The organism is Alkalimonas collagenimarina (genome assembly GCF_030717845.1).
GTDB lineage: Bacteria > Pseudomonadota > Gammaproteobacteria > Enterobacterales > Alteromonadaceae > Alkalimonas > Alkalimonas collagenimarina.
The window spans coordinates 13,343-25,921 of sequence record NZ_JAUZVZ010000030.1 but is presented as its reverse complement, the minus strand read 5'-3'; the positions used below and the strand labels follow the sequence as shown (position 1 = coordinate 25,921).

Below are 12,579 nucleotides of genomic sequence, written 5' to 3'. Positions count from 1 at the left end.
TAAAATAACAGGCCCAAAGGGGCCTGTTATAAAGCGTAGTGCAAATTACGGATTAAGGCAGTCGTAATACGACTAACTCACCATTGCGGCTTTGTAGCACCAAATGCTCACCATCGGTAACTGGTGCTGTGTATAAACCTGACTTATCGAAACGGTGGCGGGCTACCAGATCGCCGGTACTGCGATCCAACCAATGCAAATACCCTTTGTTATCACCAAAAACCAGATAATCACCAAATACGGTTGGTGCAGTGACAAAATGTCGTTCCAGCGCAGTTTGTGCCCACACTTCCTGCCCGTTACGGCGATCGATGGCATAAACACGGCCATTGGAGTCGACCACGTAAAGTATATTTTCAGCAACAGCCATATTGCGGAAACTGGCATAGTCCCGCTTCCATAGCGGACGGCCAGAGGTCAGCTCTAACGCGACCAATTCACCGTTGTAGGCTAGTGCATACATGGTATTACCGACAACGACAGGCTTGGCATCCACATCCACCAAACGTGCCAGATCAGTGGCACCTTCTGGCGTAGCAATAACTTCTTCCCAGGCAGGTAAGCCGTGATCAGAGATTAATACACCTACTTTCCCCGAGCCCGAACCAAAAACAACACCACCGGATACAATCACCGGCTCAGCAACACCACGAATGGTGAGCATCGGCAATTCTTGCTCATAGGTCCAGCGTTTGGCGCCGGTAACCGGATCCAATGCAATCAGTAAACCTGAGCCGGTGTTCACTACAATCATGCCATCACCTGTGGCTGGAGCAGCTAATACTTCACCGGGAACTTTGGTGCGCCAATTGATCGCTCCGGTTTCAGGGTTCAGAGCAATGACTTCACCATTCTCAGTACCAAGCAGTATGTGACCAAAGCCACGTGACAGACCACCAGAGATACGGGCGTTTTCTTTATTACGGTCTACCAACAACCGCCAAAAACCGATTTGCTCTTCACGCCGAATATCAAAGGCCCATAGCCGTTTTCCAGAGGCTAAATCAAACGCAGAAACGATACCGGTGCGGTTCGCTGCATAGAGTTTGTCGCTGGTGATTAATGGCCGCAGACTCGAGTCAAAATGCTGCACCCCATCAATCGCCGTATGATCCCATACCACCACAGGTCTGAACTGATTGTTAACTTCTGGCAGCACCAGCTTTTCTTTCTTAGAAGAACAGCCTGCCAACAGCACAATAACCAACCCCAGACCAACTAAAGTTTTCATTGAAATTAACTTCACGGATTTCCCTCAACATGGACATGCGCCAATTCATCCAGTTTAATCTTCAACAACTGGTTGCCTTCGGTGGTATCACTGTTACGTGCCTGAACATAAGCTCGCTTCGCGGCTACGCTATCCCCAAGCGCTAATTGAATATCCCCCATCAGCTCTTGTTGCTGCGCTGCAAAACTGGCAGGAACCGGTGTGTCTAGCACAGCCAGGGCTTTTGTTGCCTGGTCCTGCTGCAAGTGCACCCGGGCCAGACGCAGACGTGCGATGGTTTTAATCACGGTGTCATTGCTTTGGGCTATCACCCAGCTCAATTGTTGCTCTGCTAGCTCATAATCGCCTTTCATTACGGCATCACGCGCTTTCAACATTGCTGCAAATTGTGCATACGAGGTACGCTCATGCGCTGCCATGTACTGCTCAGCATCAGACAGCCAGTTATCTTGCTGATTTTCTTTTGCCTGCAGCAGTTGTTCAAAGCTTGTTGATGCTTGCTCTGCTTGTGCTAACTGACTGCTCTGATAATAACGAAAACCATAGAGGCCACCTAAACCAATAATGGCACCAGCAACGATGGTGATGCCATATTCCCGCCAAAAGCGCTTAATGGCTTCGACCTGTTGTTCTTCGCTGCTATATACTTCCATACTTCACTCCGTTAATTCTGCTGCAACTCACTGACCAAATCGGCCAGGGGAATCGTGCGTTGTGGCTTATCGCTGCGCAACCACTTGATGGTGATGCAACCACGTTCCAGTTCATCGCCCCCCAGCACCAAAGCCAATTCAGCTCCGGACTTGTCGGCTTTTTTAAATTGTTTTTTCATGCTACCACCACCGCAGTGTTGCATCATCCTTTTCTGCGGAAAAGCTGAGCGTAGCTGTTCGGCAACAGGAATCATACCAAGTTCCGCGTCAAGACCAACCGCCATCAGATACCAATCCGCTTGCGATGGCAGCTCCGGGGCTAACTCCAAGGTTTGCAGTAGTAAGACCAAACGTTCTATCCCCATGGCAAAGCCAACGGCAGGGCAGCTTTTGCCACCCAACTGTTCCACTAAACCATCGTAACGACCGCCGGCACAGACAGTGCCCTGAGCACCTAAGCTATCGGTGACCCATTCAAAAACTGTTTTGTTGTAATAATCAAGTCCACGCACCAGTCGCGGGTTCACTTCAAATTCGATGCCTGCAGCTGTTAAACGCTGTTGCAACTCGGCGAAATGCTCTGCGGACTCATGATCGAGATAATCGGCTAAGCGAGGCGCTGCGGCCAGTAACTCCGCTAAATCTGGGTTTTTGCTATCCAAAATACGCAATGGGTTGCTGTGCAACCGACGCTTGCTGTCTTCATCCAGCTGATCATCATGGGCGGCCAGATACTCAACCAGCGCAGCACGATAGTGCTGGCGTGCTTCAGGGCTACCCAGCGTATTCAGCTGCAAGCGAACATGGCCACTCAAACCCAACTGTTGCCATAAACGCGCAGTGAGTACAATAACTTCGGCATCTATGTCTGCCGAAGCAATGCCAAAGGCCTCCAGACCAAACTGATGAAACTGACGATACCGGCCTTTTTGTGGCCGCTCATGTCGAAACATCGGCCCCATGTACCAGAGACGCTGTTCTTGATTGTACAATAAGCCGTGTTGATTGCCGGCCCGCACACAACAGGCGGTGCCTTCTGGTCGCAACGTCAGGCTGTCGCCATTACGATCGATAAAGGTATACATTTCTTTTTCAACGATATCGGTCACTTCACCAATAGAACGTTTGAACAAGTCTGTCATTTCCACAATGGGAAAACGAATTTCCTGATAACCATAGCTGGCAACTGTTTGGCGTAAAACTTGCTCCAGATATTGCCATACCCCAGTATCCTGAGGCAGACAATCATTCATGCCGCGTATCGCCTGTACTTGTTTTGACACTGTGACTACTTCCGCTGCAGTTTGCTAAAAAATAGACGGGATTATAGGAGCTTCAGCAGCAAACACCAAGCTTTCCCGCCAGATTCTGTTTAATCTATTTGCTGTACTTGTATAAGCTGGCTTTTCTCACGCAGGTATTGCCGGATTTGTTGCTCGAGCTGCTCAGCGATATGGTCATTGTCCATCCGTAGTTTCTGCCGCTCACCATTGATGTAAAAACCACTCTTACGATTGGCGCCAGCCACTGCTAAATTGGAGATCAGCGCTTCACCAGGCCCATTCACCACACAGCCGATGACCGAGACGGTTAAAGGCTCAACCACATCCTCTAAACGCTGCTCCAGCTGATTCATAGTTTTAATCACGTCAAATTCTTGCCGGGAACAACTCGGACAGGCAATAAAATTAATGCCTCGGGAGCGAATACGTAAGGATTTTAAGATATCAAAAGCGACTTTCACTTCTTCAACCGGGTCGGCCGCTAACGAAATACGTATCGTGTCGCCTATGCCTTCAGCCAACAACATGCCCAAGCCTATAGCGGATTTGACCGCACCAGCACGAGCACCGCCCGCCTCTGTAATGCCTAAGTGCAATGGTTGCTGAATTTGCTTGGCCAGCAAACGATAAGCCCCTACCGCCAGAAACACATCGGAGGCCTTCACACTGACTTTGAATTGATCGAAGTTCAGCCGATCCAGAATATCCACATGTCGCATAGCAGATTCAAGCAATGCTTCCGGTGTTGGCTCTTTGTATTTTTGTTGGATATCGGCTTCCAGAGAGCCACCATTGACACCAATTCGGATAGGAATATTGTAATCTTTAGCGCAATCAACTACCGCACGGATACGATCTTCCCGGCCAATATTACCGGGGTTAATGCGCAAACAATCGACACCATACTCGGCGACCTTGAGCGCAATACGATAATCGAAATGAATATCTGCCACCAAGGGAACTGGCGACTGTTGTTTAATCAACCGGAAGGCTTCGGCAGACTCCATGGTCGGCACGGAGACCCGAACTAAATCTGCACCAGCCGCCGCGATAGCTTTAATTTGTGCAACTGTCGCCTCCACATCCGTGGTGCGTGTATTGGTCATGGATTGCACAGCAATGGGTGCATCGCCTCCGATAGGCACGTTGCCTACATGGATTTGAGTACTCTTACGACGTTGGATAGGGTTGTCTGAAAACATAATTAATCTTGTAAGGGAACGGAAAATTTAGCCACCCGACTGGTGTTAAAGCCGGATAAGTCGACCGCATGGTCATTTAAGTCAATCTCAACCACTGTCGGATTACCTAAGGTTACGGTAAATGGGGCTATCCCCTGTACCTGTAACTGATAACCTGCTTTTTTGGTACCAAATGCTACGCGGGAGCCTTCTGCATCAATCACATCAATCCAGCAGTCATCTTTAAACCGCATACGTAAGCTACTGGCACCACTCACTAGTTCTGCATTTTGCGGAGCCATTGCACTCACTACAGACGATAGAGGACTCTCTACGCCACTGGCCACCCACTCTGGAGTACTAGGCTGTGGCACGTCAACCGGCTCGCTGCTGATGAATTCAGCTGCTTGCTCCACTTCGGGTAATGGAGCCTCTGCATTACCGGACTCAGGTTCCATACTGGCTCGGGCAGTATCAGCCTGCACCGCCTGTTCAGTCGTAGCTTCAGTACTATTGTCAGTTAGCCAGTGCGTTTGCCACCACCAAACCAACAACATCCCCACCAACACAGCAATCACCAGATAAGTTAACAGCATAAAACGATTTTCGGTGGCTTCTTTTTCTGTTCTATTGGAAAAGCTATACATCGCCCGAGGTTCTACAGCCTTAGCGCCGTGCAGTTGCTCATAAGCTTTTAGTACTTCATGCTCTGAAATCTTCAGCAGCCGGGCATAACAACGCAGATAACCACGAATAAAGGTAGGCAACAACTTGGCATCATACTGATCAGACTCCATGCTCTGAATCAAAGATAAGCCTAAATTAAGCTGATTGGCAGCCTCTTTCTGGGACCATTGCTTTTTTTCACGGGCAGCACGTAGCAATTGCCCCGGAGTAGGCTCAGCAGAAGTTACATCAGTTGTCGGTTCAGTCGTCATGGTTTATGGTAGCCGGATCACTCAGATAAATTTGTTGCCCAACATAAACCCGACTTTGGTCAGTCAGGTTGTTCCAATACAACAATCGGGACAAGCGCACATTATACAGCATGGAAATACTAAACAATGTATCCCCACGCGCTACTACATGAAAATCGGGTCGTTCTATAGCCGCAATTTCCGGCTCATTCAGCAACTCCGCCGGCGCTTCAGCCAACCAGAGGCGCTGACCACTACGAATAACGGCTTCGGGTGTTAAATTGTTCCATTGTTGCAGTCGCTCCAACCTGATGTTGTATTGGACTGAAATAGAAAACAATGACTCCCCTTGTTGCACGATATGCTGAGGTACTGACTGACGTTGTGATACAACCTCAGAGAACTCTGTTCTGGATACTGCTTCAGCATCCATCGCAGTTGGCAGTTCAGCTTCAGTCGACTCCACATCGGCTAAATGCATCGATTCGGTCTCGCTGTCATATCGGTCCGTTTGTGGGCTGCTGTCATGGACCACAGCATCCGTTTGAAGTTCAACGAGGGCAGCTTGTTCGCTGAAAGATTCTTCAGAACGAGCTGCATCCAGTTGCTCCGCGCTGCGAGATGGTTGTTCTGATGAGCTGTACTGCGGCTTAGGAGCTTCTGTGGTCTTAGTTTCAGCTGTCAAATGCTGGTCCGATGGTGTGTTACCCGACGTTGAACTGACTGAAGGTTGACGAGGGGCCGTCTGAACGGGACTGAACATCGCCAGTGACGCTGCAATATCAGTCGCTTCATGAGCCGGTTCAGGCCTGACTGGCGCCGTCGTAGCTTCTGCGGCAGTCGCAACACTTGGCTGCGATGGCCGGGCCAAAGACTCAGATCGAGTAGCTGTTTGAGGATCTGCCGACGACGTTTTTCGAACAATACGAATTTGCGGCTGTGAAGAAGAGGTGTTGCTTTGCGCCGGCTCAGATTCTGCCGGCAAATCAATTTGCGATATCAAGTATTGCTTGTAACGCTCACGTAATTGCTCGTATTCGGTCTGATCCAACTTGTGTTGCAGCATGAGTTGAGCTGGCTCACTGTCAGGATACACTTGCAATAAGAGTTCTCGAGACGCTTTCATGGCCTCTTCGTTCAGCTCTTTATCTGCTATAAGATAACTAAGTAATGACGTATTGGCCGATACATGGCCCAACCGCTGAATCCGGGTCAAATGCTGCCGTGCCGCCTGATTATTGCCCATGGCATATTCCAGCGCGGCTAAATTCAGTAAACTACTGATGCGATTACTACTATGTACAACTGAGGCTTCAAGGTACTGATGGGCCCGGCCAAAGCTATTCTGCTGCAACATGCACAAAGCCAGGTTTTCATAACTTTCAGAGACTCGCATATAACCCGGCCTGCGAATGGCATTCAGCAACAGCCGTTCGGCCTCTTCATACTTATCAATCTGGCACAAAAAGGCGCCATAATTGTTGTAGGTATCAGCATTGTCTGCATCACGGGCCAGTGATTGCTTGTAAGCAGACTCCGCCTGTTCATTTTCACCAACACTCTGGTAGTAATAGGCCAAGGCATTATAAACTTCAGGCAGTTGAGGAGCCATCACTCTGGCACGTTCAAGGTTGTAGATAGCCTGAGCATTCTCGCCACGCTGTAAATAATTAAGTCCGAGTGACATTCGTGTTCGTGCAGCTTCAGTGTTATCGACCTGTCGCTGTTGCACCGGTCGGTCTGATCCGACATAAGTGCTTTCAGACACGCAGCCTGACAACACAAATGCACTCATCACAACGATGCTAACCGACAGTTTTTGCATAACTTTTGCCTTAGTAACTACCCTTACGAGGTCATTCTGACTGAAATCGGCTGACCTTTCATTTGTTTTTTTAATAATCGTTTGGTGCGATCCACCACATCCCCAACCAGTTGGCCACAAGCTGCATCAATATCATCGCCTCTGGTCTTACGTACCATGACGGTAAAACCATGTTGCTGCAAGACTTTATTGAAACGATCGATGCGTGAGTTGCTTGAACGCAAGTAAGGCGAACCAGGGTATGGATTGAATGGGATCAGGTTGATTTTAGCGGGCGTATCACGAAGGGCATGAGCCAACTCGTGCGCTTGTTCCATGCTATCGTTAATGCCTTCCAGCATCACATATTCGACCGTCACTTTATCGTTGGCTTTCGACCATTCGACATAGCGACGTGATGATGCCAGAAAATCTTCCATCGGATACTTTTTATTCACAGGCACCAGTTGACTGCGCAGCTCATTGTTAGGGGCGTGCAGTGAAATGGCCAGCGCCACATCAATTTTCCCCAACATCGCATCCAGTGCAGGCACAACCCCTGAGGTACTTAAGGTGACACGACGTTTGGACAAACCAAAGCCATAATCTTCCATCATCAGCTCCATCGATGGAATCACATTGTTCACATTAAGCAAAGGCTCTCCCATGCCCATCATCACCACATTGGTGACTGGCTTCTCGCCTGTATCACCAAAGCTGCCAATAATTTTCGATACCCGCCACACTTGTCCAATAATTTCAGCCACCGTAAGGTTACGGTTAAAACCTTGCTGGGCCGTAGAGCAAAAGGAGCAGTCGAGGGCGCAACCTACTTGTGATGAGACACATAGCGTACGACGGTCTTTTTCAGGGATCCAGACCGTTTCAACCTCTTGCCCACCATCTAACCGCATCACAAACTTAATGGTGCCATCCAGACTATCTTGTCGAGTAGCCACTTCTGGGGCACGGATTTCACAGCGCTCTTTCAGTTTTTCTCGCAGGACTTTGTTGATGTTGGTCATCTGATCAAAATCATCAACACAGTAATGATAGATCCACTTCATCACCTGATCAGCACGAAAAGGTTTCTCGCCCATTTCCGCAAAGAACGCTTTCATTTGCGGCCGGGTAAAGTTGAGCAAATTAATTTTTTCGGCAGATGTTGTCATGTGATCTATTCCTGTCTAACAATAAGGAGCCATGGACCCAACCAGTAAGACGCATCAAGGGGGCTGAGCCCCCTTGATTACTTACCGACACTCGCAATTAACGAGTACGTGGGCAAAGCTCTGCATCGGTGAAGAAGTACGCAATTTCACGAGCCGCTGATTCAACAGCATCGGAGCCATGAACCGCATTCTCATCAATGCTATCGGCGTAATCAGCACGTAAAGTGCCAGCTAACGCTTCTTTTGGATTAGTAGCACCCATGATTTCGCGATTTTTACGAACAGCATCTTCGCCTTCTAATACCTGAACCATCACAGGGCCAGACGTCATGAAAGAAACCAATGCATTGAAAAACGGACGCTCTTTATGTTCAGCGTAGAACCCTTCTGCTTGTTCCTGACTTAAGTGTAGCATTTTTGCTGCAACAAGGCGTAGGCCAGCTGCTTCAAACCGTTGATAGATAGCGCCAACCAGATTTTTAGCCACTGCATCAGGCTTAACAATTGAAAAGGTACGTTCTAAGGCCATGAAAGGACTCCTTGAATGAATAGGTTAAATTTTAAAGGCGCGAAATTATACGTGATCCTGAAGAAAAAACCTATGATCCGGCCAAAAAACTTTATTTCGCTACAAACTAAGTTTGGTTCATTATTTTGGCTTGCCTACAAAAAAGCTTTCCCATAGGAAAGCTTTTGTAAAACAGGCTTTATCTAGAATGTGGCTACGACCTTCACACTATCATCGACATCAGAACTAGCCACATAGCCTATCGCTGAGGGGTCAGCTGCTACCGCTGCCTTCATGGCGGCTGACGTCGCATGCTCCGGAGGAGGCGTTCCCTTACCCGTAAAAACCAGCCTCGACCAATAGGCCTTTAACTGCGCTGATGAACGGTTCAATACCTTGCTATCAAAGCTATCCCGGGCAGGTAACCCTTCGGCAAGGTTCATCGGCGTAGCTCGATTGCCATCGCTAAAGCTATTGCCCCGACCTAGAAATAATCGATTCAATTCGGACTGATCGACACTGGCATTGTTGGCTGGGTGGACTATTATGGCAATCTCAGCAAAGACTGAACAAGATAACAACAACAGACTACTCAGCACTATTTTCAATATCGTCATGGGTCTACCCCCTCATTTAAAAAACTAAATCAACACCAAAGGTAAGAGATTTACTATCGCCAGCCACTTCCCATCCTGGTAAACCTTTATCCTTCACGTCATCAAGTTGTAGCTTGAATGCCGCATTGGAATGAAAATCCCAACGAACCCCTAAGCTGGTCGTGTTGTGCTTTTCATTTTCACTATCAAAATGAGCATAGGAAATATAAGGTGTGTAGGATTGGATACGATAGCCGGCTGAGACCATGTAGGTATCAAAGTTGCTTCCCGCTAAATCCAACCGATTTAATTCTGATAATAATAACCAATCACCGAAGTCCATATTGACGGAGATGCCCGCAAATTTTCCTCGCCGCGTGTCTGCACCGCCCCAGGTTACCCGCTCAACCACCCCATCAACCGTACGATAACGCTCATTGATGTAAGTCATGTAGGTCAAACGAATATCCAACCAATCTTTATTGAAGTTAATCACCCCGCCGACAATATCTTTCCAGATTTCCCGAATAGGGTTGGAGCCAAAGAACTGTGATAGCAACTTATTTTCGCTATCATCTTCTCGTCCGGTATAAATATTACCGCTGATATCCCAGTCCCCGACAAAATAGTTAAACTGAGCGTTAACGCCGGTATAATTAAAAATCTGCCAGGTATAATTATCGGCCGGTGGACGGATCCACAGATAGGCGTAACCGACATCAAAAAAAGGCGTAACCGACATCAAAAAAATCGGAGTAGTAATACAGCGGTAATCGCTTTTTACCCGCTTGTAAAGTCCAGTGATCATTCAACTCATAAGATAAATAGGCCCACTCAAAACTGGCGTCAAAGTCATCCGCACCACGAGCAACCACCTGAGCGGTAGCCGACAAGCCATCCAGTAAGTTAGCACGGAATTGCAAACCAAACTTGGTATCTGGTTTAAACGTCCAGTCCTTTTCGTACACGCCAACCAACGGATAATTGGCTAAATAGGTGGGCGGTAAATCAAAGGCTTCAACCCCTGAGCCACTGAGCACACGACCACCGATCACCGAGGCATACCCCGAGACATCAACATTGGCGGAGGCCGTAGAGCTCAGGGCCAACAAAGTGGCGGCAGTTGCAATCATTGTTTTTTCATAAAACGCTCCATTAGCATCTACTCAAGACGTAAAGCAATACGGACCCGGTCATCTGCCGCTGATTCAGGCACATAACCAATAATGCTAGGGTTCGTGGCCACGAGTTTGACCATTTCGTCCACTGTATCGGCTTCCTGCGGTGGTGACCCTTTACCAGTAAAAACTAGTTTTGACCAATATGCTTTCAGTTGCGCCGAGCTTCGGCTGAGGGCTTTTTCATCAAACACAGTACGCATGGGTTGATTTTCAGCCAGATTAATCGGTACTGCAGACTCACCATTGGAAAAGGTTCGAGTCCGCCCAAGGTATAATCGCGACAACTCATCTGTGCTAATGTCAGCGGTATTTGAAGGGTGAACTACAATAACCACCGTTTCAGCGTGCAACGGCCAACTCAGGCAAGCTCCCAGCATGCATGCACCTAACAGCATTTTTTTCATAGAGTTCCCCTTAGAACACTAGATCAATACCAACAACCAACGCATCATTGCGTTGATCAGAAAGCTTGTTTTTTTGCGAACTGTATTGAGCCTTGAAAGCCGCAGAGGGATGAAAATCATAACGTAGGCCCAGGTTTAAGGTATTGGTATCCGCTGCCTGCCCTTCAACAGCTCCAACCACAAGCTCCCTCAAACCAGGCGACGGTAGCACGGGTAAAAATGGCTGATAAATATCACTTTTTGCATCCCAGTCTTCTCGTTCATATGAAACAAATGGCGTGAATTCATTGATACGATAGCCAACGGAAGCAAAGTAATTGGTCCGTTTGGCAAAAAGTGAGCCAGAGACATCCACCTTATTGTATTCAACCACAGCAATAATATCGTTTCGGTCCACTGTTAAACCCAAGCCAAAGAAGGTTCCTTTATCATCATCAAAATCCATCTCACGCGCTAAGTCACCGAGCCCGGATACCGTCAAACCATCGAATAATGGGTTAAGGGCTACTGTATCAATGGTCACTTTGGCTGAAAAATAAGCGGCCCGAAAACGATACCAATCTTGCCCCAGCTCCCAGCTCACCCCCGCCAAATTTTGCAACTGAGTCGAGCCAAAGCCCGCTTCACCATCAAAAGCGCCATAGAGTATTTGCAAGGTTGAATCGAAGGAGCCTAGTTGATCGGTGCGATACAATGACACCCCTTCAATGTTATCAAACCCAAGGCCATAGACGCTGCGAGGCACCCGGCTCCACTCATAGGCATAACCCACATCCATAAACTCAGAGTAGATATAAAATGGGGTACGTAGTCGCCCTGCATTTACTGTCATGTTGTCAGTTAAATCATAGGAGACAAATGCCCATTCAAAACGAGCATCAAAATCATTGCTGCCCCGCCCCATGACCTGAGCTGTCACCGACAATCGATCACCTAAGTCGGACCGGACCTGAATGGCAAATAGACTTTCGTTTTTAAAATCCAATTCATCGGTATAGCCATACAGTGATTTATCGCTGCCGGTGCTCATCCCGCCCTTGATAGAAGCAAAGCCATTAATGTGAAGATTTGCCATAGTCGCACCGCTGTATAGTGCCGTGAACAAACTCATCGCAAGGATAGATTTTTTCATCAACTTCTCTCCAGAAAAAATAATGCAAGAATTGGGGAACTTTTTTTAGCCTAGTTCACAGATGCAAAAAAGCCAGTAAGAACCAGAGAAAACAACTCTCTAGCCCTTATCTGGCTCTGTTATCGGTAAATTAGTCGATGCTAAAGAGAAGATGTAGCATCAGAAGTGGCTGGGTACACTAGTGGTTTTCGCTGACCATATTAAGTGTGTACTTAGGGATCTCAACCACCAGATCATCGGTGGCGATTCTAGCCTGGCATCCCAAGCGTGATTCAGGCTCTAAACCCCAGGCTTTGTCGAGCATATCCTCTTCCAATTCATCGCTTTCATTCAGGCTAAAGAAGCCTTCACGAACCACGACATGGCAGGTGGTACAGGCACAAGATTTTTCACAGGCATGCTCGATAGAAATACCATTTTTTAGTGCTACATCCAGAATGGTATCACCTTGTTCAGCTTCCAACTGAGCACCTTCCGGGCATAACTCAGCATGGGGTAAAAATATAATCTTTGGCAT

General features: G+C 47.9%; 12 protein-coding genes and 1 pseudogene. All 13 read right to left on the bottom strand.

The window, feature by feature from the left end; genetic code table 11:
- Positions 1-52: 52 nt before the first annotated feature.
- The 13 genes and pseudogenes from bamB to fdx all read right to left on the bottom strand — a co-directional run bounded on the left by bamB (position 53) and on the right by fdx (position 12,579).
- Positions 53-1,231: an outer membrane protein assembly factor BamB gene (gene bamB / locus Q3O60_RS16085; protein ID WP_305894956.1), complete on the bottom strand. Its 1,179-nt coding sequence runs from the start codon at positions 1,229-1,231 to the stop codon at positions 53-55.
- An 11-nt stretch (positions 1,232-1,242) separates the two neighbouring features.
- Positions 1,243-1,884 carry a YfgM family protein gene (locus Q3O60_RS16080; RefSeq protein WP_305894955.1) on the bottom strand — a complete coding sequence of 214 codons (642 nt, stop codon included), beginning with the start codon at positions 1,882-1,884 and terminating at the stop codon, positions 1,243-1,245.
- Positions 1,885-1,895: 11 nt separating this feature from the next.
- The gene (gene hisS, locus Q3O60_RS16075) at positions 1,896-3,167 is read right to left on the bottom strand and encodes a histidine--tRNA ligase (RefSeq protein ID WP_305894954.1); all 1,272 of its coding nucleotides are present in this window, start codon (positions 3,165-3,167) and stop codon (positions 1,896-1,898) included.
- Positions 3,168-3,256: 89 nt separating this feature from the next.
- Positions 3,257-4,369 carry a flavodoxin-dependent (E)-4-hydroxy-3-methylbut-2-enyl-diphosphate synthase gene (ispG, locus tag Q3O60_RS16070; RefSeq protein WP_305894953.1) on the bottom strand — a complete coding sequence of 371 codons (1,113 nt, stop codon included), beginning with the start codon at positions 4,367-4,369 and terminating at the stop codon, positions 3,257-3,259.
- A gap of 2 nt (positions 4,370-4,371) precedes the next feature.
- Positions 4,372-5,286, bottom strand: a complete 915-nt coding sequence (locus Q3O60_RS16065) for a RodZ domain-containing protein (RefSeq protein WP_305894952.1) — start codon at positions 5,284-5,286, stop codon at positions 4,372-4,374.
- Entirely contained in the window at positions 5,276-7,090 is a 1,815-nt protein-coding gene (gene pilW, locus Q3O60_RS16060) for a type IV pilus biogenesis/stability protein PilW (RefSeq protein WP_305894951.1), read from the bottom strand. Before pilW ends, Q3O60_RS16065 begins: the two co-directional genes overlap by 11 nt.
- A gap of 23 nt (positions 7,091-7,113) precedes the next feature.
- A complete protein-coding gene (rlmN, locus tag Q3O60_RS16055) occupies positions 7,114-8,241 on the bottom strand; it encodes a dual-specificity RNA methyltransferase RlmN (protein ID WP_305894950.1) in 1,128 nt (375 codons plus the stop codon).
- Between the two features lie 97 nt (positions 8,242-8,338).
- Complete coding sequence (ndk, locus tag Q3O60_RS16050; protein ID WP_305894949.1) at positions 8,339-8,770, bottom strand: nucleoside-diphosphate kinase; 432 nt, start codon at positions 8,768-8,770, stop codon at positions 8,339-8,341.
- Between the two features lie 182 nt (positions 8,771-8,952).
- The gene (locus tag Q3O60_RS16045; protein ID WP_305894948.1) at positions 8,953-9,366 is read right to left on the bottom strand and encodes a type 2 periplasmic-binding domain-containing protein; all 414 of its coding nucleotides are present in this window, start codon (positions 9,364-9,366) and stop codon (positions 8,953-8,955) included.
- A gap of 16 nt (positions 9,367-9,382) precedes the next feature.
- A pseudogene (locus Q3O60_RS16040) lies at positions 9,383-10,478 on the bottom strand (porin).
- A 29-nt stretch (positions 10,479-10,507) separates the two neighbouring features.
- The gene (locus tag Q3O60_RS16035) at positions 10,508-10,930 is read right to left on the bottom strand and encodes a type 2 periplasmic-binding domain-containing protein (protein ID WP_305894947.1); all 423 of its coding nucleotides are present in this window, start codon (positions 10,928-10,930) and stop codon (positions 10,508-10,510) included.
- 10 nt (positions 10,931-10,940) lie between these two features.
- Positions 10,941-12,062 (bottom strand): porin, encoded by a 1,122-nt coding sequence (locus tag Q3O60_RS16030; protein ID WP_305894946.1) that lies wholly within the window; start codon positions 12,060-12,062, stop codon positions 10,941-10,943.
- A gap of 178 nt (positions 12,063-12,240) precedes the next feature.
- Positions 12,241-12,579 carry an ISC system 2Fe-2S type ferredoxin gene (fdx, locus tag Q3O60_RS16025; protein ID WP_305894945.1) on the bottom strand — a complete coding sequence of 113 codons (339 nt, stop codon included), beginning with the start codon at positions 12,577-12,579 and terminating at the stop codon, positions 12,241-12,243.

What these genes read in the sequence shown, in the direction of transcription:
- ndk (WP_305894949.1), bottom strand. Translation starts at nt 8,770, where the DNA reads ATGGCCTTAGAACGTACCTTTTCAATTGTTAAGCCTGATGCAGTGGCT.
- ispG (WP_305894953.1), bottom strand. Translation starts at nt 4,369, where the DNA reads ATGTTTTCAGACAACCCTATCCAACGTCGTAAGAGTACTCAAATCCAT.
- Q3O60_RS16045 (WP_305894948.1), bottom strand. Translation starts at nt 9,366, where the DNA reads ATGACGATATTGAAAATAGTGCTGAGTAGTCTGTTGTTGTTATCTTGT.
- Q3O60_RS16080 (WP_305894955.1), bottom strand. Translation starts at nt 1,884, where the DNA reads ATGGAAGTATATAGCAGCGAAGAACAACAGGTCGAAGCCATTAAGCGC.
- bamB (WP_305894956.1), bottom strand. Translation starts at nt 1,231, where the DNA reads ATGAAAACTTTAGTTGGTCTGGGGTTGGTTATTGTGCTGTTGGCAGGC.
- Q3O60_RS16065 (WP_305894952.1), bottom strand. Translation starts at nt 5,286, where the DNA reads ATGACGACTGAACCGACAACTGATGTAACTTCTGCTGAGCCTACTCCG.
- Q3O60_RS16035 (WP_305894947.1), bottom strand. Translation starts at nt 10,930, where the DNA reads ATGAAAAAAATGCTGTTAGGTGCATGCATGCTGGGAGCTTGCCTGAGT.
- pilW (WP_305894951.1), bottom strand. Translation starts at nt 7,090, where the DNA reads ATGCAAAAACTGTCGGTTAGCATCGTTGTGATGAGTGCATTTGTGTTG.
- rlmN (WP_305894950.1), bottom strand. Translation starts at nt 8,241, where the DNA reads ATGACAACATCTGCCGAAAAAATTAATTTGCTCAACTTTACCCGGCCG.
- Q3O60_RS16030 (WP_305894946.1), bottom strand. Translation starts at nt 12,062, where the DNA reads ATGAAAAAATCTATCCTTGCGATGAGTTTGTTCACGGCACTATACAGC.
- fdx (WP_305894945.1), bottom strand. Translation starts at nt 12,579, where the DNA reads ATGCCAAAGATTATATTTTTACCCCATGCTGAGTTATGCCCGGAAGGT.